Below are 19,976 nucleotides of genomic sequence, written 5' to 3' on the forward strand. Positions count from 1 at the left end.
CTGATGAGACGCAGGATATTTTTCATGATTAGTTGATGACGCGTTTAACCTTAACAACGTGGTTTGACCAGTATCCGGAGAATTTCGAATAGGTTACCCCGATTCCTACTTTATAAGTGTGAAGGATTATTCCGTTTCCGGCATAAATCGCCACATGGTCGATTCCGGGTCGTTTGGTGACATCAAAGAAAATCAAGTCGCCTTTTTGGATATTGGCTTTGGAAACCGTGTAGCCTTTGGTGGACTGCTGTTTGGAAGAGCGAGGCAGAAGGATTCCATTTTTTTTGTAAACATATTGGACGAACGAAGAGCAGTCGAACGAGCTCGTTTGTCCCGATTTTGCAGCAAATTTGTAAGGCGTCCCGAGGAAATGGGAACCGAGAGAGATGATATTGTCCGCCACCGAAACAGAATAAGCTGCGTGTGCCGTATTTTCTGTCGAAACCATTATTCCCGCCGTACCGATTGCAAGTGCAAGCATACCGGCAGCAATTTTACGTATAAAGGATTTTCTGAAGTTCATGATGTAGCATCTCCTTTGCGTATTTTTGTTCTGTGCGGCCGCCTATGTTTCGAGTATAGCAGAGACAGAAAATCCTGAATTTACCGGGAAATGCCCAAGCCTGCATGAACACAGGGTTTCGTGAGCAATATTAAAAAACCATTAGATTTGTAAAGAAAATTCCTCTTGACAAACTCTTTATAATATAGGACTTTTGTACCGTTTGAGGGCTTTAATCGCTACTAGATTTGTCATATAATAGAGTGGGGTGATAGGGAATGAGACAAAAAATTGTCGTCATGCTCACAACGGAAGGCACATACCCGTTTCATCAGGGCGGTGTGAGCACATGGTGCGACACATTGGTCACGCAATTGGACGATGTGGAATACATCGTTTACAGCATTTTGATGAATCCTTTCGTCACCCAAAAATTCAAGCTTCCCGATACCGCAAGTCTGATCAAAATGCCGCTTTGGGGGACGGAGGAACCGAGCGAGCATTTGTCGACACCGTTTTCCTTCAACTATTTGGCGAAGAAACGGACTACACGCAAGGTCATTGACGACCGCTTCATTCCGTTGTTTCGTGAAATGATTGAAGAAATTCTGTCCTTGAACAAGGATCCTCACCGTCTGGCGCAGATTATTTTCGACCTTCACTTGTTTTTTCAGGAATACGAGTACAAGATCAGCTTCAAATCCGAAGCGGCTTGGGATGCCTTCAAGGAAATCGTCTTCCGCCATCATGCGGATGCCCGCAACAAATTGCCGAGACCCGATTTGTACTGTTTGATTCAAAGCCTCGGCTGGATCTACCGGTTCATGAACATATTGAATACCCCTATACCTGATGTTCATATCGTGCATTCTTCTGCAGCCGCTTTTTGCGGCATACCGGGCGCTCTGGCGAAGATGAAGAATCGGACCCCGTTTTTGCTTACCGAGCACGGGATTTATGTAAGGGAGCAATACTTGTCATTGGGCAAGCGGGATTATTCATCGTTTCTCAATACGTTCCTCATTCGATTGATCCAATCCGTAACAAGTCTGAACTATGCCTTCGCCGACCAGGTATCCCCGGTTTGCGAATACAATACGCGCTGGGAGCGGAAATTCGAGGTTCCCAGGGAAAAAATTCAAGTTATCTATAACGGTGTTGACCCGAAGCTTTTTACCGAGGCGGCACCTGCGCCGCATAAGCATCCGACAGTGATTGCCGTAGCGCGGATCGATCCCCTGAAGGATATCATGACGCTGATCAAATCCGCAGCGATTGTAAGAACGAAAATTCCGGATGTCAAATTTTTCGTTTACGGCTCGGTTTCCGTCCCCGAGTATTATGAACAGTGCTTGGCGCTTTGCGCGCAGCTGAAGCTAGACGAAACGGTCGTCTTTAAAGGGCATGTTCCGAATGTTTCAAGCGTTTACCACAGCGGAGACGTCGTGGCGCTTACCAGCATTTCGGAAGCCTTCCCATATTCCGTGGTTGAAGCGATGATGTCGGGGAAAGCCATCATTTCCACTGATGTGGGAGGGATTCGCGAAGCGATTGGCAATTCTGGGATTCTTATTCACCCGAGGGACCATGAAGCGCTGGCGGATGGTCTGGTCAAGCTGCTGAACAATCCCGAGCTCCGCGCTCTGTACGGTCAGGAGGGGCGGGAACGCGCCCTGAGCCATTTCACGCTTGAGCGCATGCTGGAGCAGAATTTGAAAAGCTATCTCAAGCTTTCACTTGGCTCTGGTGACCGGCTTGTCCTTCCGGCGGCTTCGACGGACGCCGCTGCAAGAACCGCGCGCCTGCGCAGACAGCGCCTGTATGCGGAACGCGCATATGCGTTTATGCTCAATGGCTTATATCAAGATGCGATCAAGCATTTCCAGCTGGCCTTGCTGGAGGTGCCGGGTTCCCCCTCAGCGCCGGTGCTGTTAATGGAGATCGCTGAAATTTACAATCAGATGGGAGATTTTGACAAGGCTTTTGCCGCTTTGGACAAGCAGGAAATCTTGACCTTCTTGCTCGAAAGCAAATCGGCCTGACGACAGAAACGGATCATTTCTCGAGAGGACGGAATTCGGATGGGAAAAAAATGGAAACGGGCGCTGCTGGGTTACGATCCGTCGTCGGTGTACCGTCATTTATCATTGCAGGAAGCGCAGTTTTCCACAATGAAGAAGAAGCTTCTCGAGCAGCTGCAGGAGCTTGACGATGAAAGCAGCCGTCTCAGCAGAAGGGCGGAATATTTGAAGGAAGTGCTCCCGAATGGGCTTTCTCCGTCAGAAACGGTTCGGCAAACCCTCGGGAACGCGAAAAGTCAGGATGCAATAAGCAATTATGGCTTAACGGCTTCAAGCACGTTTAAGACGGTGTTGTTCGGTTTCAACAAATGCAGTGTCAAGAAGTTCTTCAGACGGTTGAAGAGCCTTCAGGAAGATGAGCTCCTTGGTTTATCCGGGCTAGTGGACGCCGCATGGAAGATCCGGGAGGAGCTGGCGGGGATTGTTGCGGAATATGAGCGTCAGCTGGAGGGAACGGACGACTCGGACACGGAGTTTGACGCTGCGCAGCCGCAGGAGCCGTCAGCGGCGCAGGAACCGCTAACGGCGCCGCAGGAGCTGACCGCGAAACAGGAACCGTTTCTTGAGACGCTAGGCATTCGGGAGTGTACGGATGGGGATGACGCGGAAATTTCGCTTTCGATTCAAAAGATGACCTCGGGATTGGAGCCGGCAGAACCGGAACAGGTGAAGGACACGCCGGAAGAAAAAATAACCGTCCCCGAGCTTGAACCGGTCGCCGGGAAGGTCGTGGCATTCCGAAAGCGCGGGGAAGCGCCGGATATGAGCCTTCCCGTTCAGTCCGCCGTATCCGGCAGCGAGCCGGGCCATCAATCCGCAATTGTGAAGCCGAAAGCGGCGGTTGGTATGGGATTCTGGGAAGATGCGGGCGATTATTTGGAGCAGATTCTTCAGGATACCCTTGCGATATTCAGCACATCTGCCGTGCAAGCTTCGGCTTCGTCGGCCGTTGCGGAGCCTCCGTTGTCCGTTCCGGCATCGGCAGCGCCTTTTGAATCGTCGGTTAAGCCGCTTGATTCCATTCGCGCAGAGCGAAGTGTCAATCCGGAGCCGTCCCCTGTCCAAAGGGCGGAAATTGCGGAAGCCGCTAATGCTCAGGAGGCTTACGATCATTCGGCAGCTTTTGAAGGGAAAAGCAGCCTCGCCGTATCCGATGAAATTCGACAGCTCCGCCGCAAATACATCGTCGGCAAAATTGCGGGTGAAGATTTGCTCGATCGCAGCGGCCGGCTGATTGTCGGCAAAAACCAGCCGATCACCGAAGCCGTGATGCTGAAGGCCGATCAAGAAGGCAAGCTGAGCGAATTGATTGTGAATATGATCATACCCGGACTTGGAGAATAGCTTGCTATGGCGAATGCCCAAACCGTACGAATCGCAGCCCCGAATAAAGAGCGGATGCTGGACGAGCTGCTTGATGAAGTGTTAGGCGCGCATATGCAGCCGGAAGACCGGTATGAAATTGCGGCTATTTTGGAATCCTTCGGCTGGAATGACGATAGAGCGTCCCAAACGTTCGGAGTCGAGGATGTGTTTGCGCTCGCCTCCGATTTGTGGGAACGGAGCCTTGCGAGAGTGCGATACATTCCGTTCGCCAGGCCGGAAAAAACGTCATTTTCAAAGCTGTTCGTAGAACTCGTGCGCACATTTTTGCGCGGCGTCATCTTCGCCCTGCCTATGGCTTTATCGGTATTTTCGATGCTCACGCTGAAGTTCTCGCTTTGGTCTTACGAGTATTTATCCGTCGAACTCGCCACCGCTATCGCCATTGGCACGATCCTTAGTTTTGTTACGGTAGGCGGTTTTACGCAGGCTATTGCCAGACGGGGGTTCTTTTATATTATCCAAGGGCATTACAACATGGCGCGGAGGGTGACCTTCCATTTTATCGGAATCGGGTTCCTCCTTTGCATCGTAATATCCGTCGGATTGTTTGTGCTGAATGCGCTTATCCAAATGTTCCCCTATTCGATGATAGGCATCATTATTTTGTATTTCTTTTTCTTGAATATGATCTGGCTGTCGGTGACCGTCATGTACATCCTGAAAAAGGAGCTTCTGTTTTCCGGACTCATCCTGGTCGGAATCGCTTTTGTTTATGTGCTGTTCGATGTATTGGGCTTGAATATTATCGTGTCTCAGGTCACTTCACTGTTCATTGTGTCGCTCGCCAGCATACTGATTGTCATCCGGCTGTTTCAGCATGCGGAGAGGAAAGCCGATATCGGGATTGAGCCCAAGATGCCGAAAATGTCCGTCACCTTGTATTCGACGCTGCCTTATTTTGCATATGGATTTCTGTATTTTTCCTTGCTGTATGTGGACCGTGTTATGGCATGGTCAACGAACAACGAATTTACAATGCCGTTTTTAATGTGGTTTCGCGGCGATTACGAGCTGGGGCTCGACTTTGCCCTGCTTGTGCTGATTGTTCCGATGGGGATCGCCGAGGTCGTCCTGGCCAAGCTGATGATGGATGTCGAGGTCAGCCAAAAAAGCTACTGGGGGGACGAAACCGCAAAGCTGAACCGGAACTTCCGAACGATGTATTTCAACCGGCTAGCCATCATCGGCGGGATTGCCCTGGCCACCGCGGCAGCGCTGTATCTTGTTCTTAAGTACGCATTCTCCTCCATTGACCTTCCCATTGGCCAGAGCCTGTTTGCCAATTCGACGACACACTTTGTATTCATCGCTTCCTTGATTTCGTACGCGTTCTTATCCATTGCACTGATGAATACGGTGATTCTGTTTTCGCTTTCCCAGCCGTTTTTGGTGCTTCAGTCCATTTGGCCGGCTTTTCTAGGCAACGTAATCTCCGGTTTTTTGTCAAGCCGTTGGCTCGGCTATGAATTCGCCGTATTCGGACTGCTGCTGGGAGCCGTTTTGTTCATGGTTTTGTCGATCAGGGACGTTTTGAAGGTATTTGGCAATTTGGACTATTATTTGTACGCCGCAACGTAACATTTGTTCCAGCCGAGCTGAGATATGGAATTCAGGGGGAGGGGTAAATCGGTGATGTGGGAAGCCAACGTGCTGATGTTTGGAAAGGTGCTGTTTTCCTTCCTGGTCTTATTTGTTTTTCTCCCTTCCCTGATAATAAGATTTCAGAATGAAGATGACAGCGTATTGGACCGGATCTTTATTCCGTTGATTCATTCCTCCGTCTTTATCATTATCGCGGTTCACATCTTGGCTGCATTCCTTTTGTTCGAACCGATCTCGATTATTGCTGCTTGTGTTTCGGGCTTTTTATTTTTTTGGCGTCGCCGGTTGGTTCGCTCCAGCCAGCCGGCACGCGCGCATTAACACGCTTGTACGATATGTCTGAGGATTGGAAGGGATTTCTGCGAAGAGCGGGATTGATGATGAGCCGTTTCGCGGCGGACCTTGGTTCCAATACGGCGAAAGCCTTCGCGCTGATTTCCCGGAACCCCGTTGCCACTTTGATCGGTGCCTTCGGTTATCATACAAATCTTTGGGAATTCGTCAAAGGCATCGATCCTGAAACGCCGGACGGCATTTCTTTTCCGATCCCAAATGTCTTTTTCTAGGCCAAAGCCGGAAGAGGGAAAATGGTGATGCGGACTGCCGGAAAAAGCTGTGAACGGTACAGAGGGAGGACATCCGGGAAATGAATATATTGACTGTCGATGTTGAAGATTGGTATCAGACCAACGGAGTGAATTTCCCGATTGAAACGTGGGGGAGGTACGAAGACCGGGTTCGCGGCAGCACCATGCGAATTCTCGATATGCTGGAGGAGCAGCAGGTTCCCGCGACGTTCTTTGTGTTGGGCTGTGTGGCGCAAAAACATCCCGGGCTGGTCAAAGAGATCCAACGAAGGGGGCATGAGATCGGTTCCCATGGAGGCTGGCACCGGATGGTCAGCCGAATGACTTTGGACGAGTTTGCAAAAGACCTGCGGGAATCCAAAGCGGTGCTTGAAGATTTGACCGGAACTCCGATCCGGTATTATCGGGCTCCCACTTGGTCGATTTCGCCTGAACGTTATGGGGCATTAAGCATTTTGGAACAGGAAGGGATTATCTGCGATTCCAGCTTGCAGCCCTTCCGGACGCCTCTTTCCGGCAACGCGGATGTGCCCGTTTATCCCTTTCATCCGGTTCTGGAAGGAAGAAGATTGAAATTGCTGGAATTCCCCCCGACTGTTTTCGGATGGAATCGTCTGAAGGTGCCGTTTGCCGGTGGATTCTATTTGCGGTTTTGGCCTTCCTGGTTTTCCGTGCATCTGCTTCAAAGGATCAACCGGAACCGGACGGGAATGGTTTACGTCCATCCTTGGGAGTTCGACACCGGATTCCCGCGGATTAAACTGCCTCCTTGGCTTCATTTGGCCCAATATTATAAGTTGGACACCACGGAAGCGAAGGTTCGCAGGCTCATCGACAAGTTCCGGTTCGTACCGCTTGGGAAATATTTGGAGGAAGGTTTGTTTCCGGATTTCGAGCTTGCATCGAAACCGTCAAAACGCAGATCAGGGTGACGCCGTGAACTATTCAAGGACCAACCGCTTCATCTTTCAGTCCGTGGTCGCTGTCGCCCTGCGCTACTATCTGGCTTCCGAAAAACTGATGCTCCCGCTGCTGCTGACCCTCCTTTCGTCCGGGAACACCATCGGCTTGGACATGATTCTGACCGGGTACTACGGAGTTGGGGGACTTGGTTACGGGGCGGCCGCAGGAGCTATGCTCAATGCTGCCGGATATGCGTTTTTTCTGCATCGGGACTTAAATTTGCGGGCGATGCTTGTTCCCTTCATCAAGATGACGGCCGCCAATGCCCCTCCGGCTCTGCTGGTAATGGGGATTGCGGTTTTGTCGAAGCCGGCGGGAGGAATGGCATTTCAATCGCCGTTCGTTTTTTTGGCGGGAATGGCGCTGATCTACGGAACGGTTTATCTATGGATCCTAAAGCGCATGAAACTATTGGAATTTGCTTGGAGGAGATGATGATATGGGGGATACGCTGGTGATCATTCCCGCATTCAACGAGGAAAAATTGATATTGCAGACGCTTCAGCCATTGCTGGAATTAAAGCTGCAAGCGGATGTACTGGTGATCAACGACGGTTCGACGGATCATACAGGCAGCCTCATCCGCGGTTTGCCGATTTATCGGGTCAACCACCCGGTCAATCTGGGATACGGCGCGGCCCTGCAGTCCGGCTTCCAATTTGCCGCAGCCAACGGTTATCGTTATGTCGTTCAATTCGATGCTGACGGCCAGCACGATCCGGAGGATTTAAAACGAATGATCGAGGAAATTCATTGCAATGATGCGGACGTGGTCATCGGTTCACGCTTTTTGGGCAATCCCCGGTTCAATCCGGGTTGGATGAAAAGCTTTGCGATCCGGATTTTTCGAGCGATCATCTATGTGCTTTCCGGAAAGAGAGTGACCGATCCCACTTCCGGCTTGCGCGGGCTGAGCGCCCGCGTTTTCCGATACTATTCCGGCCGCGGCCGCTTTCCCAGCGATTTTCCCGATGCCGATATCATTATTCACATGCTGCTTAATCGCTTTACCCTGCGCGAGTTTCCGATAGGCTCCCGCGAACGGAAGCAGGGGACCAGCATGCATTCCGGAGTACGGCCGGTGATTTATATATTTAAGGTTACGCTGAGCATTCTTGCCGTCATTTTGAATCACAATCTGAACGTACGGAGGGATTTGGATGCCTAGCCTGCTGAAATGGTTCGTGCTCTTGATCGGACTGTCTTTTTTCGGATTCGTGCTGTCCCTTCTCGTCCGCAAGAAAATCAACGAGAAAAATACGATCGTATGGTTGGGAAGCTCAATTCTCATCCTGATCGTATCCGCGAACCCCAAGCTGCTGGATGTGCTGGCCCGGGCCGTCGGAGTCGATTATCCGCCTTCGCTGCTCTTCTTGCTGTCGATGATGGTGCTGCTTCTGTTGAATTTATACCATTCGATCCAAATATCCATGCTCCATGATAAAATAAAGGAGCTGTCCCAGTTCGTCGCGTTGCGTGATTCCGGGGACTATCCCGAAGAAAAAACTCCCGAAGATAAATGAAAGATCATAACCGCATCTTACAGGAAAGGCGGTGAACCCCATGTTTCGGTTCGCTGAATCGCTTCTCATCCAACTGCAGGTGAAAGGACTATTGGCAGATACGGGATTTTCAGTATTGACGATAAGTTGGACGGCAGCTGCCGCTGTGCTCATTGGGCTGTTGGCATGGGGGATTTACCAGCGGAGGATCGCCCAACGCTGGCGGCAAGCTTATGAGCGCGCGTTCAGGGTAGTCGAGATGATTAAACCGGAACGCGGTCTGGAAAACAATCTGGATGACATTTTGGAGTTTTTCAGCCAGATCGTTGAAGCGCCGGTCTATGCCAAATATCTCTATATGCCGAAGAACTGCTGCTATGTGCTGAAGGCCGTTCGCCACAGCACCAAGGATTTCGGGAAGGTCGGGCCCTCCTACGGCGGTCTTGCAGAGTATCAAAAGGAGGAATATCGGCCTCCTCTATCCATAGAAGCGGACCCCGTTTCCGAACAGATCCGGATTGACTCGGATGGAGAAGTTCCCTTGTTGACGATTTTGCTTGGGAATGCCAAAGGAATGATCCGGATTGGACCGTTTAAGGGGAAATTAACCAAGCCTGTGCGCCAAGCTTTGGAGGAAATGGCCGGCTTGTTCGGCCATGGCTTGGACACGATTATCCGAACGGAAGAGATGATGGAGCAGGGAGAGATTGTCGTCGCCTCGGGCCGTGCCATGCAGCAAATCGGCCAAATCGCGCGAACCCGGGATTTGACGCTTGATTATATCATCCGCTTGTCCTTTCAAACGATACATGCTTCCGGCGGCTGTTATATCGAGAATAAGGGCGGCCGACATCAGATTCCCGTCGCGGTGGGCTTGGAGCGGCAAATCCTTGAGATCCTGCAAGCGGATGGCCAAACGCTTGGATGGCTTGAATCGCTGTTTTACGAAAAGGATTACAAGCTGCTCAAGCGGGGAGACCCGGAATTTTATCAAATGCCGCCCTATATGGCCGGCATCGGGATGGAAGCTTTGGCCGTTCTGCAGGTGGACACGGGCTCCCGCGATTTCTTGTTGTTCTGGTTCGAGCGGCTAAGCGGTGAGGAAGAAGAGATGACCGCGCTCGGCACCATGCGCCTGATTCACGAAAATATTCAAAACATCATTTCACAGCAGCTTTCGCTGCGGCAATTATCCGCTGCGTACTCCGGAATTCTCAGCGGACTTGTGCAATTGATGGATAATTTAAGCCCTTATACGATCGGATATTCCGAAATGATGAGCCGCTACTCGATCATCATTGCCAAGGAGATGGGTTTGCCGGAAAAAGAAATCAGGGATGTCGCCTTGGCAGCATATTTAAGCAACATCGGGATGTTCGGCATATCGGCGGATTTGTATCAAAAAGAAGGCAAATTTACCGAGCGGGAATTTGCAATGATGAAGCTGCACACAGAGGTCGGCGCCTCCATCGTCCGCACGACAATCGGCAATGAAAATGTCGCGGAGCTTATTTTGTATCACCACGAACGAATGGATGGGAACGGATATCCGGTCGGCTTGAAGAGGTCGGAAATCCCGGCCGGTTCGCGGATCATTGCTGTCGTCCAGACCTTCTTGGCCAAAATCAACGGGCGCCCTTACCGCGAGCCGCTGCCGTTTCACCGGGCGCTGCAGACGCTTCGCGCCGCGGCGGGAGCGCAGCTGGATTTCGAAATCGTTGAGCTGTTCATCGGCTGGTTCGACCGCAAACAAAAGAGCCCGCAGCTAAAGGGCCGTTCCCTGGGCGCATGCTGGGAAATGTGCTGCGTTCCGAAGAACGTTTGCGAGCAATGTCCGGCATACCTGCGGACCGATGTGAATTGCTGGGAAGCGGAAGGCAACAACTGCCGGGCGCACGGCAAAGCGTGCGAAACCTGCTTTGTCCGCACGGAGTATGTTTACCGGAGCGAAAGAACATAAGGCCGAAACGGGGCGAGGATGAATCGCTCGATCAAGGGAGGGACAACTGTGAATCGTCAAACGGAGCTGCGGCATGCCCGTTCATTTCAAGTGTATTATGGTTACGGGGAAGAAGAGCGTCTGAAGGAATACGATCTTGTCGTCGTCGATCCTGCGGGGCATACACCGGACGGGCTAGAACGGCTTTTTCAGGCTGGGACGCTGGTGATTGCTTATGTCAGCATCATGGAAATCCGCCCAGAGGACCCGTTTTTTTCGCTGCTGGGAGAATCGGATTGGCTGCGCATGAACGGATCGCCCGTCATGAACGAAGCATTCGGCACGCGATTGCTCGATTTGCGTTCCAATCGTTGGTCGGGGCTGCTGCATCACCGGATCGGACAGCTTCTGGCGCAGGCACGCTACGACGGCATATTTCTGGATACGCTGGGCGATCTGGAATGGCCCGCTCTGCCACCGGCTGTCCGGGACAACCAGCTTCAGGCGGCGGTCGGCTTGATCAAGGGGATCAGATCGGTATTTCCCGACCACCTGCTGATTCAAAACAACGGATTGGAAAGGCTTTGTCTGACAACCTCGGAATGGATAGATGCCGTTTGCTGGGAAAACCCGCTGTTTTTTGAACCGCATATGGCATGGAGCAGCTCCACGGCCGACAGATTAAGCGGGCTGTGCCGCAGCAAGCCGCTGCGTGTGCTTTTATTGTTTGAGCAAGGGCCGGAGGCGGAGCGCTCGCTGCCGATTGCTGATCAGTATGCCGAGGCGAAAGATTGGCTGATCTGCACCGCGGGTCGGAATTACATCAACATTTGAAGCGGGGCGATAGATTGAGAGATATCCAGAGACGCCTGATCCTCAGATTGCTGATTGGCTCCGTTCTGTTATCCGTTGTGTTGGTGGAGCAGTTTATTATTTGCAGACGGAGAAATTGGATCGATACGTGCTGAAATTGGCCGCCCGCGAATCGGGACAAGTGATCCCGGATTGTAAAACCGCGGTCAATAAGCCGACGCCCGTACATTTGGAAGCATTGAATGCAAAAAGCGCAGCATTGACGCAAAATCATTATGCGGACGATTACAAACGGGTGGAAGCGTCTTCAAGGAGCTTGTCAAAACCTATTTCTTTGACCGCTAAAAACCGGGAGTCTGCGGCAGCGCGGCTCTACGATGATTATCCACCCGCAACCGGCGGAAACATCGCAATTTCATCCTCGGGGCCAAACTTGGTTTCAAGGCCCATTGCATGGCGGATGCTTTTGCCGTTGATAAAAATTTGCACATGGGGCTTCAGTTCGCGGTTCTCTGTGTAGATTTCTTCTGCGAACAAAGGGTGCGACAGGATGATGGCGTCGATCAGATCGCGTACGGTCATATTTTCCCGGAAAGGAACCTCAACCGATTTGTCCAACACGATTTCCCGAAAGGAAGCGAACACTTTTACTTGCAATTTAAACACCCCCATACTCTATGTTATGCTATAATCAAGTATGATACAAAACTTGAGGATTGGCAATCATGAAGCTGAATACGATTTCGGTTCGGGGAGGATGGAAATTTGATAGCATATGCGATAGTCAGAGAACCGATCCATACGGAGGAATTGATCCAAGCCGTCACACATCCCGATGCTGGGGCGATCAATGTGTTCGTGGGGACCGTACGGGAAATGACGAAAGGGAAAAAAACGCTGTATCTTGAATATGCGGCTTATGAGCAAATGGCCGAAAAAAAACTGGCGCAAATCGGCGAGGAAATTCAACAAAAGCATAAGGATGCGAGGGTAGCCATTCATCATCGAATCGGACACCTCGATATTTCAGACATAGCCGTGGTCATTGCCGTTTCCACTCCGCATCGGGATGATGCTTTTACGGCCTGCCGTTACGCGATCGAACGAATCAAAGAAATCGTTCCGATATGGAAAAAGGAAATTTGGGAGGACGGGGAAAGCTGGATCGGCGATCAAAAGGAAATTGTGGCGTATCCTGCCGGGAAACCGGAGATTGGAGGCGGGCAAGTTGATTAAAGTGCTGTTGTTTGCCGGACTGGCGGAAGCGGCGGGATGCTCGGAGGTGCAGTTCGACGGTGAAGCGATGAGGGTTTCCGAGCTCAGGCAGCAGTTGACCGAACGGTTTCCGTTAATGAAAGACAAGCTTTCCTCGTGCTTGGCTGCCGTGAATCAAGATTACGTTTCGGAAGAGTCGACCGTTCATCCGGGGGATGAGGTTGCCTTTATTCCGCCCGTGAGCGGCGGTTGATTGAAGCCGAATGTGAAGGAGCAAAACAATGGACGAACATATAGAATCGAGATACTCCAGACAGCTTCTGTTTACACCCATCGGCAGGGAGGGCCAGGCCAAGCTCCTGCGGTCGAAGGTGGCCGTTATCGGCATGGGGGCCTTGGGCACCGTGATTTCCAGCCAACTGGTGCGCGGCGGCGTCGGACATGTCAAATTGATCGACCGCGATTTTATTGAATTCAGCAACCTGCAGCGGCAAATGCTTTATGACGAAGAGGATGCGGCCAGTCATTTGCCCAAGGCGGAAGCGGCCCGCTTGAAACTGACCAAGATCAACTCGGAAGTGACCGTGGAAAGTTTTGTCGCGGATTTGAACGTCAGCAATACGCAGGAACTGCTGGATGGAGTCGACCTGATTATGGACGGATCGGACAATATGGCGGTTCGTTTTTTGATCAACGACATTGCATTCCAAAAAGGGATTCCTTACATTTATGGGGGAGCGGTTTCCTCCCGGGGGATGGTGGCGGCGTTCATACCGGGAAAAACCGCCTGCTTCCAATGCCTGTTTGGGGGGAGCGCGGAATCGGGCCGCTTGGAAACCTGCGATACGGTAGGCGTCATCGCTCCGATCGTCGATATCGTTTCTTCCCGCCAGGTTACGCTCGCGCTGAAGATTTTGACAGGGCATGCGGATCTTGTTAAGCCGGTTCTGAAAACGTTTGACATTTGGCATGATTATGATTATGAGATGTCGATCGAAGAACCGCGTCAGAATTGTCCGACCTGTCAGCTGAAGCAATATCCTTACGCCGCATCCCGCGAGAAAGAGGATATCGTGGAAACGCTGTGCGGAAGGGACAGCGTGCAAATCCGGCCGCGCGTAAAGCGCGCCTTGGATATGGATGATCTGCTGAATCGTTTAAAGCCGCTCGGACGGGTGGAGCAAAATGGATTTCTGATCCGTTTCTTTACGGGCGATTATCAAATGACGATTTTTCCCGACAGCCGGGTGATGATTCACGGGACCCACGACAAAAAAGTGGCGAAGTCGTTGTACGCCCGATATATCGGGAGTTAGACGAAACAAAAAATAGCTCCCTTGGAAATTGGTTGGCGGTGTCTCCAATTTACCAAAACCGAGCGATTTTTTTATTATACCCTTCTTGCTGTACAGAAGTTCTAAATGACGTTGGGGCATTTCAACTGATTACGATAGCGCGAGGGAATGGGGGTGGGGTGAAGGAGTTTACGTCCGCCTTTGAACGTGTGTTCTCTCCTTTTGAACAAATTCATAAGAACATGACGTTCAACAGCGGCCGTAGCCCCTCCCCCATTCCCGGATAGAGCAACAACGTAATGAAAGAAAGGGTTGGCCCTTGTCATCTCAGACTTTTGGGACAGCCTTCTTTAGTAGACCATGCGCCCGGCCAGAAAATCCTGCAGCCGTTTGGCTGCAGGTCGGTCAAAAAAGACTTCCGTTTCCGCCATTTCAAGGACTTCTCCTTGATGCATAAACAGGCAAATATCGGCCATCCGCTTGGCCTGCTGCAAATTATGGGTAATCATCACAATCGTGGTCCCGGATTCCTTGCGGATTCTGTGGATCACATCTTCAAAAATCTCGATGCATTCCGGATCGAGATTCGCCGTCGCCTCATCCAAAAGCAGCACACGCGGCTGTGTGACGATGGAACGCGCCAAGGCCACCCGTTGTGTTTCTCCGCCGGACAGGGTGTGCGCATGCCGATCCCGGAAATCGGACAGACCGACCCACTCTAAGGCCCGCATCACTTCGTCGTTGATGTCGGACTTTTTCCATTTGCGAAACTTTAAGCCCATCGCCACATTGTGAAAGACGGTGGTATCGAACATGACCGATTTTTGAAATACGAACGACATTTGCCGCTGCTGCTCCAACTGCTTTGCGCGGGACATGCGTCCCCAAATCAAGTTCTCTCCGAAAAAGCGGACCATTCCCTCAGTGGGCTTGTTGAGCACGTTCAATAAACGCAATAAAGTACTCTTTCCAGCCCCATTGGGACCGACGACGGCGGTGATCCTTCCGGCATCGAGAGAAAGCGAGGGTACGGACAGTATGGTTTTTCCTGAGGCGTTTATTTTGATGTTGTCCAACTGGAAAGCAGCTGTCATCGATGGCTTCACCCGGTTTTGTTTTTTTGGAACGTCGCGATCATTCCGATCATGAGAAAGACTTGTGAAACGAAGGTGACCAGCAGCAGCACCAGCCCCAATACCAGGGCGTTCGTCATGTTCCCTTGACGGGTTTCCAGAATGATCGCGGTTGTCATCACACGCGTGCTGCCCTGGATATTCCCGCCTACCAGCATGACCGCTCCCACTTCCGATATGGCGCGGCCGAAGGCCGTGGCGATCCCCGTCCATATTCCCCTTTTGGATTCCTTGATGATCACGGCAACGGTTTGCATGCGGGTCGCGCCCAAACTTTGCGCCGTTTCGGCCAGCGACTTTTCTTTCATATAAACGGCGGACATCGTCAGACCGGCAATAACCGGCGTGGTCAACAAGGTTTGCGCAATCACCATGGCGTAAGGGGTGAAAAGCAGCTCCAAGTTGCCGAGAGGCCCGTATCTGGATAAAAGCAAATATACGATGACGCCGATCAACACAGTCGGGAAGCCCATCAGCGTGTATAGAAATGCCATGGTGAGATTGCGTCCGGGAAAAGTGAACAATCCGATGACAGTGCCGAGCGGAATTCCCAAAATTGTGCCACACAACGTAGCCAACGCGGATACCTGCAGAGATAGGAGAATGATCGGCAGAAGGTTGTCGTTCATGAGCTATACCTTAGCGTTGCTTCGCATTTGGAACAAAGATCGATTTCCCATACTTGTCCTTGCCGAAATCTCCGATGATTTTTTGGCCTTCACTGCCCACGATAAAATCAACCACTTGTTTGGCCGTCCCAGGCTTTTTGGTCGATTTGACGATCATGATGCCGTAAGGATTGAACATGGCTTTGTCGCCGGAATACACCATTTCCAAGCCTTCTTTGTGGGTCAAATAGGTGGCTTCGTCGACAAGCGTGTAGGCGTTCAATTGCCCGGCCATTTGCAAGGTGGCGCCCATTGCTTGCCCAACCGATTTATACCAGTCGCCTGAAGGTTTCTTTACATTCGTCATTTCCCAAATGGATAATTCTTTTTTATGGGTTCCGGAGTTGTCGCCGCGGGAAAGAAAGACAGCTTTCGCTTTGGCGATGCGCTCGAAAGCATCCGCTGCAGAAAAGGCGCTTTTCACTTTAGCGGGATCATCCTTGGGACCGACAAGCAAAAACTGGTTGTACATGACATCCCAGGCGTATGTGCCATACCCTTTGTTCATGAATTCATCCTCACTCTTGCGCGCGTGAACGAGCAGGACATCCGCGTTCCCGTCTTGGCCCAATTGGATGGCTTGTCCGGTGCCGACAGCGACCACCTTGATCTTCACCTTATGATCAAGGGAGGTTTCAAGCGCCGGGATGAGGACATCCAGCAAGCCTGAATCCTGAGTGCTTGTGGTAGTGGCCAGGACAATATCTTCGGCGGACACGGACGTGTTTTCTTTGGCCGAGCCGGGTGTTTGATCCGGTGTTTGTGCTGGAGTTTGTGCCGGTGTTTGATGAGCCGGAGACAGTTGAGCGGATGGTTGAGCTTGCTGTCCGGACTTTCCGCAAGCGGTCAATCCGATAACCAACAGCAATGATAAAATAAGTCCCCATTTTTTCATCATTCTCCTCCTATAATTGAGCGATAATTTTCCCCATATGGGCAGTGTCATAACCTTTGAGCTTATGAATATCCCGCCAAAAATCCGGTTTGCTCAGAACGTCCCACAGAGGGGCGAATTTTTCGTAGTCTTTCGTCCTGATAACGAAGTCATACCGCTCCTTGGCAAGGGGAATAAACTCCAAATCCAACAAGTGCGCGGCGCTTTCGATACCGATCCCGACATCGGCCGATCCCTGGGCGACTTGCGCGGCAACCGCCGTATGGGTAAGTTCCACCCGATCGTACCCGTCAATGGTGGACGGATCCACGTTCAGCTGCTTTAGATGGTAATCCAGCAGGATGCGCGTTCCGGAGCCTTTTTGCCGATTAACCATGCGGATATCGGGATTGGCAAGATCCACCCAGTCGCGGAATTGCTTGGGGTTTCCTTTGGCGACCATCAATCCCTGCCAGCGATGCACAAACTGGATAACGGTAACCTCCTGGGACGGCAGGAACTTTTTCACGAATGGAACGTTGTATTCGCCCGTTTCGTCATCCAGCAGGTGGCAGCCGGCGATCTCCGTTTGTCCTTTGTACAAGGCGAACAGGGCGTCAAGGCTCCCCGTGAAGGTAGGGGTTAGGTAAACCTTATTGCGTTCTTCCAAATGTTCCCTCAGGATCTCTATGCTTAAATCATGGGAGCCGACATAAGTGACAAAACGCAGCCGATGACTGTCTGGGGCATTCAATTTCAGCGGTTCGCGATGGATTGACCGGCTGCCCTGCAAATATGCCCTCAGATCCGCAGAGGTAATGCGCAGACCGCGTCCCACTTTGCTGGCCGGCAATTCTCCGCGTTTGATCAATTCGTAAACGGTAAATTTGGATACCTTCAAAAACGCGGCCACTTCTTCCGGCTTATACAGTTCTTTCGGCATGAAAATCCCCTTTACAGTGAAACGCGCAAATTGTGAACATTTTGTGAACTTTTATCTGATAAAAATTCCTATGCCAATATTTTAAGTGAACTAAAACTAACAAGTCAATCAATAAATATAGTTTTAATGGAAGAATAGTATGGTTTAGTTTGGATAACATGATCTTTGTTCGATAATTGGTTGAAAATTAAAAATACGAGCCGAAGGATTCTTCTGTACCATGAAGAATATTTATAATATATAACATTATGGTTTATTCAAAGAAGGAGGATGCTTGTGAAACTCGGCGGATACAGAAATCATGAGGCGTGGGTGAATTTGACCACAGGCGGCATCGAGTACAGACAGATTAAAGAAGACGATGCAAAGAAGTACATCGGGGCCAGGGGACTCGGTGTCAAATACATGGTCGATCACCAAATGTACAATGTGGACCCCTTGTCACCGGACAACCTGTTATGCATCATGACCGGTCCGCTGACCGGCACTCGTGTGAACATGAGCGGACGTTTGTCGATCGTGACGCGGTCGCCGTTGACCGGAACTGTTACGGATTCGCATATGGGGGGATGGACGGCGGCCCGTTTGAAGTGGTCGGGTTTTGACAATTTGATTTTCACCGGTCGAAGCGAGAAACCTGTTTATCTCTTTGTCGAGGATGGCAAAGCCGAATTGCGCGACGCCTCCGATTTGTGGGGCAAAGGGGTTCGGGAGACTGTCAAAATCCTTCAGGATCGCTACGGAAACGAGACAAGTGTTTTGGCTATCGGTCCTGCAGGCGAGAATCAAGTCAAATTTGCTTGCTGGATCAATGAAAATGACCGTTCCGCAGGGCGCGGCGGCACCGGCGCGGTAGGCGGGAACAAAAACCTGAAGGCGATTGTCATCAGGGCAAGCCAAAAGGGGAACATGCCGGAGCCGGCTCAACCGGAGAAATATCAAGAGGCTGTGCAAAAAGGGTTGAAAGCGATTATGGAAGGCGCGTTGACCGCACCGAGAAAGGGCGGACTATCCGTTTACGGAACCAACGTGCTCATGAATATTACGAATCAGGTGGGTGCGCTCCCGACGAAAAACTCTCAATTCACCTCTTTTGAAACAGCCGATGAAATCAGCGGTGAAGCGGTCCGAGAGGCGCTTTTGGTCAGCGATCCGACTTGCCATGCATGCCCTGTGGCTTGCAAAATTGAAGTCGAGGTCAAGGATGGCAAATATAAAACCAGAACGGAAAGCTTTGAGTACGAGTCGGCTTGGGCGCTTGGGCCGAATTGCGGCACATCCAACAAAGAAGCGGTTGCCTTCCTCATCAATATGTGCAATGAATACGGCATGGATACGATCGAAATTGGAAACGCCTTCTCAACCGCGATGGAAGCCTACGAAAAAGACCTGATCCAAGACAAGATCGAATGGGGCGATGTCGATACGATGATCGACTGGGTCGAAAAAATCGCCAAACGCGAAGGCATCGGCAACCTGTTGGCGGAAGGGCCCGGACGTTTTGCTGAGCAGATCGGAGCTCCCCAACTGGCCATGGTCGTCAAGAATCAAGCCATCCCGGCTTACGACCCGCGAGGGATTCAAGGAATCGGGCTTGGTTTTGCCACCAGCAATAGGGGAGCCTGCCACTTGAGAGGCTACACGGTCGCCAGCGAAATCGCCGGCATTCCCGAACAAACCGATCGGCTGCAGCCGGAGGGCAAGGGAGCATTGTTGAAAATATTCCAGGATCTGCATGCTTTTTCCGATTCTCTCGATCTTTGCAAATTTTCCGCTTTTGCCGAAAACGCAGATCTGTATGCCGAGCAGTATTCAGTTGTAGTGGGCGTTGAACTTACAGGAGAAGACATCATGAAAGTCGGCGAAAGAATTTATAATCTGGAGCGCTACTTTAACAATAAGGCCGGTTTCGGCTATGAGGACGACCTCCTGCCGGAACGCTTCACCAAAGAACCGGCGACGGGCAACGGTTCGAAAGGCGAGGTCAGCCATCTTGACGTCATGCTGAAAGAATACTATGAGGTTAGAGGCTGGAAGGACGGCGTTGTTACCGATGAGAAGCTGAAGGAACTTGAAATTACCGCTTAGGCATCGCGAGCCCTAAATCAAGGAACCCGGGATTGAAGCGTCAAAAGACTTGGCCGAGGTGCCAAGTCTTTTGGTGTTTGGTATTTCACCCTCCTGCGCGAATCGTTTTAAACCGGAATTTGCGCACGATTTCATCCAGAATTTCGGAATTCCCGGCCTGGAGAGTGACATTTACAATAGGAACCTGTGACTGCAGAAACGTAAAGTATTCTTCTTGAGACAAGGTGCAGGTCCATCCGTTTCCGGTGAACGACAACTGAGGCGTGCTATTTTCCTTTGCGCCGTCAAGCTCGATCAAATAGTGAACCAGATATTTCCGATAAATCCCTCGGATTTCCAACGTTTTTTTCGTGATCTTCCTCACCTTCCGCGTTATAATGGAATG

22 protein-coding genes are annotated in these 19,976 nt (G+C 51.1%); 15 read left to right on the top strand and 7 right to left on the bottom strand.

Annotated elements, in window-relative coordinates; all coding sequences use genetic code 11:
* Positions 1-28: 28 nt before the first annotated feature.
* A complete protein-coding gene (locus VF724_RS06765; RefSeq protein WP_371753471.1) occupies positions 29-523 on the bottom strand; it encodes a C40 family peptidase in 495 nt (164 codons plus the stop codon).
* A gap of 257 nt (positions 524-780) precedes the next feature.
* On the opposite strand from VF724_RS06765, the gene pelF reads away from it, so the two are divergent.
* The 11 genes from pelF (at position 781) to VF724_RS06820 (ending at position 11,396) form a co-directional block, all read left to right on the top strand.
* Positions 781-2,544, top strand: a complete 1,764-nt coding sequence (gene pelF, locus VF724_RS06770; protein WP_371753472.1) for a GT4 family glycosyltransferase PelF — start codon at positions 781-783, stop codon at positions 2,542-2,544.
* A 39-nt stretch (positions 2,545-2,583) separates the two neighbouring features.
* Positions 2,584-3,927: a hypothetical protein gene (locus VF724_RS06775; protein WP_371753473.1), complete on the top strand. Its 1,344-nt coding sequence runs from the start codon at positions 2,584-2,586 to the stop codon at positions 3,925-3,927.
* Positions 3,928-3,933: 6 nt separating this feature from the next.
* Positions 3,934-5,547, top strand: a complete 1,614-nt coding sequence (locus VF724_RS06780) for a hypothetical protein (RefSeq protein ID WP_371753474.1) — start codon at positions 3,934-3,936, stop codon at positions 5,545-5,547.
* A 51-nt stretch (positions 5,548-5,598) separates the two neighbouring features.
* Entirely contained in the window at positions 5,599-5,892 is a 294-nt protein-coding gene (locus VF724_RS06785) for a hypothetical protein (RefSeq protein WP_371753475.1), read from the top strand.
* A 59-nt stretch (positions 5,893-5,951) separates the two neighbouring features.
* The gene (locus VF724_RS06790) at positions 5,952-6,137 is read left to right on the top strand and encodes a hypothetical protein (protein ID WP_371753476.1); all 186 of its coding nucleotides are present in this window, start codon (positions 5,952-5,954) and stop codon (positions 6,135-6,137) included.
* A gap of 80 nt (positions 6,138-6,217) precedes the next feature.
* Positions 6,218-7,090, top strand: a complete 873-nt coding sequence (locus VF724_RS06795) for a polysaccharide deacetylase family protein (RefSeq protein WP_371753477.1) — start codon at positions 6,218-6,220, stop codon at positions 7,088-7,090.
* Between the two features lie 4 nt (positions 7,091-7,094).
* On the top strand, positions 7,095-7,556 hold the full coding sequence (locus VF724_RS06800) for a hypothetical protein (protein ID WP_371753478.1): 462 nt from the start codon (positions 7,095-7,097) through the stop codon (positions 7,554-7,556).
* Positions 7,557-7,560: 4 nt separating this feature from the next.
* A complete protein-coding gene (locus tag VF724_RS06805; RefSeq protein WP_371753479.1) occupies positions 7,561-8,289 on the top strand; it encodes a glycosyltransferase family 2 protein in 729 nt (242 codons plus the stop codon).
* Positions 8,282-8,644: a DUF2304 domain-containing protein gene (locus VF724_RS06810; RefSeq protein WP_371753480.1), complete on the top strand. Its 363-nt coding sequence runs from the start codon at positions 8,282-8,284 to the stop codon at positions 8,642-8,644. Before VF724_RS06805 ends, VF724_RS06810 begins: the two co-directional genes overlap by 8 nt.
* Positions 8,645-8,684: 40 nt before the next feature.
* The gene (locus tag VF724_RS06815) at positions 8,685-10,583 is read left to right on the top strand and encodes an HD-GYP domain-containing protein (protein WP_371753481.1); all 1,899 of its coding nucleotides are present in this window, start codon (positions 8,685-8,687) and stop codon (positions 10,581-10,583) included.
* A gap of 48 nt (positions 10,584-10,631) precedes the next feature.
* Positions 10,632-11,396, top strand: coding sequence for an endo alpha-1,4 polygalactosaminidase (locus VF724_RS06820; protein ID WP_371753482.1), 765 nt, complete (start codon positions 10,632-10,634; stop codon positions 11,394-11,396).
* Between the two features lie 360 nt (positions 11,397-11,756).
* On the opposite strand, the gene VF724_RS06825 is transcribed toward VF724_RS06820, so the two are convergent.
* Positions 11,757-12,032 carry a ubiquitin-like small modifier protein 1 gene (locus tag VF724_RS06825; RefSeq protein WP_371753483.1) on the bottom strand — a complete coding sequence of 92 codons (276 nt, stop codon included), beginning with the start codon at positions 12,030-12,032 and terminating at the stop codon, positions 11,757-11,759.
* A gap of 123 nt (positions 12,033-12,155) precedes the next feature.
* Between VF724_RS06825 and VF724_RS06830 the strand changes: the two genes are divergently transcribed.
* Genes VF724_RS06830 through VF724_RS06840 form a run of 3 tightly spaced genes read left to right on the top strand, consistent with a single transcriptional unit; the run spans position 12,156 to position 13,906 of the window.
* Positions 12,156-12,611 carry a molybdenum cofactor biosynthesis protein MoaE gene (locus VF724_RS06830; RefSeq protein WP_371753535.1) on the top strand — a complete coding sequence of 152 codons (456 nt, stop codon included), beginning with the start codon at positions 12,156-12,158 and terminating at the stop codon, positions 12,609-12,611.
* 1 nt (position 12,612) lies between these two features.
* Positions 12,613-12,843, top strand: coding sequence for a molybdopterin converting factor subunit 1 (gene moaD / locus VF724_RS06835; RefSeq protein WP_371753536.1), 231 nt, complete (start codon positions 12,613-12,615; stop codon positions 12,841-12,843).
* 28 nt (positions 12,844-12,871) lie between these two features.
* Positions 12,872-13,906, top strand: a complete 1,035-nt coding sequence (locus VF724_RS06840) for a ThiF family adenylyltransferase (RefSeq protein ID WP_371753484.1) — start codon at positions 12,872-12,874, stop codon at positions 13,904-13,906.
* A 329-nt stretch (positions 13,907-14,235) separates the two neighbouring features.
* Here the strand turns inward: VF724_RS06840 and VF724_RS06845 are convergent, their stop codons facing one another.
* Genes VF724_RS06845 through VF724_RS06860 form a run of 4 tightly spaced genes read right to left on the bottom strand, consistent with a single transcriptional unit; the run spans position 14,236 to position 17,503 of the window.
* Complete coding sequence (locus tag VF724_RS06845) at positions 14,236-14,979, bottom strand: ABC transporter ATP-binding protein (protein WP_371753485.1); 744 nt, start codon at positions 14,977-14,979, stop codon at positions 14,236-14,238.
* Positions 14,980-14,987: 8 nt separating this feature from the next.
* On the bottom strand, positions 14,988-15,647 hold the full coding sequence (locus VF724_RS06850) for an ABC transporter permease (RefSeq protein WP_371753486.1): 660 nt from the start codon (positions 15,645-15,647) through the stop codon (positions 14,988-14,990).
* A 10-nt stretch (positions 15,648-15,657) separates the two neighbouring features.
* A complete protein-coding gene (locus VF724_RS06855) occupies positions 15,658-16,581 on the bottom strand; it encodes an ABC transporter substrate-binding protein (protein ID WP_371753487.1) in 924 nt (307 codons plus the stop codon).
* A gap of 10 nt (positions 16,582-16,591) precedes the next feature.
* Complete coding sequence (locus VF724_RS06860; RefSeq protein WP_371753488.1) at positions 16,592-17,503, bottom strand: substrate-binding domain-containing protein; 912 nt, start codon at positions 17,501-17,503, stop codon at positions 16,592-16,594.
* 276 nt (positions 17,504-17,779) lie between these two features.
* Between VF724_RS06860 and VF724_RS06865 the strand changes: the two genes are divergently transcribed.
* Positions 17,780-19,591: an aldehyde ferredoxin oxidoreductase family protein gene (locus VF724_RS06865; protein ID WP_371753489.1), complete on the top strand. Its 1,812-nt coding sequence runs from the start codon at positions 17,780-17,782 to the stop codon at positions 19,589-19,591.
* A gap of 85 nt (positions 19,592-19,676) precedes the next feature.
* On the opposite strand, the gene VF724_RS06870 is transcribed toward VF724_RS06865, so the two are convergent.
* Positions 19,677-19,955: a MoaD-like domain-containing protein gene (locus tag VF724_RS06870; RefSeq protein ID WP_371753490.1), complete on the bottom strand. Its 279-nt coding sequence runs from the start codon at positions 19,953-19,955 to the stop codon at positions 19,677-19,679.
* Positions 19,956-19,976: the final 21 nt, after the last annotated feature.

The organism is Ferviditalea candida, from assembly GCF_035282765.1.
In the GTDB taxonomy this organism is placed as follows: domain Bacteria; phylum Bacillota; class Bacilli; order Paenibacillales; family KCTC-25726; genus Ferviditalea; species Ferviditalea candida.

Excerpts from the sequence above, each read along its gene's own strand:
- VF724_RS06780 (WP_371753474.1), top strand. The coding sequence starts at position 3,934 with ATGGCGAATGCCCAAACCGTACGAATCGCAGCCCCGAATAAAGAGCGG.
- VF724_RS06815 (WP_371753481.1), top strand. The coding sequence starts at position 8,685 with ATGTTTCGGTTCGCTGAATCGCTTCTCATCCAACTGCAGGTGAAAGGA.
- VF724_RS06805 (WP_371753479.1), top strand. The coding sequence starts at position 7,561 with ATGGGGGATACGCTGGTGATCATTCCCGCATTCAACGAGGAAAAATTG.
- VF724_RS06845 (WP_371753485.1), bottom strand. The coding sequence starts at position 14,979 with ATGACAGCTGCTTTCCAGTTGGACAACATCAAAATAAACGCCTCAGGA.
- VF724_RS06765 (WP_371753471.1), bottom strand. The coding sequence starts at position 523 with ATGAACTTCAGAAAATCCTTTATACGTAAAATTGCTGCCGGTATGCTT.
- pelF (WP_371753472.1), top strand. The coding sequence starts at position 781 with ATGAGACAAAAAATTGTCGTCATGCTCACAACGGAAGGCACATACCCG.
- VF724_RS06795 (WP_371753477.1), top strand. The coding sequence starts at position 6,218 with ATGAATATATTGACTGTCGATGTTGAAGATTGGTATCAGACCAACGGA.
- VF724_RS06775 (WP_371753473.1), top strand. The coding sequence starts at position 2,584 with ATGGGAAAAAAATGGAAACGGGCGCTGCTGGGTTACGATCCGTCGTCG.
- VF724_RS06850 (WP_371753486.1), bottom strand. The coding sequence starts at position 15,647 with ATGAACGACAACCTTCTGCCGATCATTCTCCTATCTCTGCAGGTATCC.
- VF724_RS06840 (WP_371753484.1), top strand. The coding sequence starts at position 12,872 with ATGGACGAACATATAGAATCGAGATACTCCAGACAGCTTCTGTTTACA.
- VF724_RS06790 (WP_371753476.1), top strand. The coding sequence starts at position 5,952 with ATGAGCCGTTTCGCGGCGGACCTTGGTTCCAATACGGCGAAAGCCTTC.
- VF724_RS06855 (WP_371753487.1), bottom strand. The coding sequence starts at position 16,581 with ATGAAAAAATGGGGACTTATTTTATCATTGCTGTTGGTTATCGGATTG.
- VF724_RS06810 (WP_371753480.1), top strand. The coding sequence starts at position 8,282 with ATGCCTAGCCTGCTGAAATGGTTCGTGCTCTTGATCGGACTGTCTTTT.
- VF724_RS06860 (WP_371753488.1), bottom strand. The coding sequence starts at position 17,503 with ATGCCGAAAGAACTGTATAAGCCGGAAGAAGTGGCCGCGTTTTTGAAG.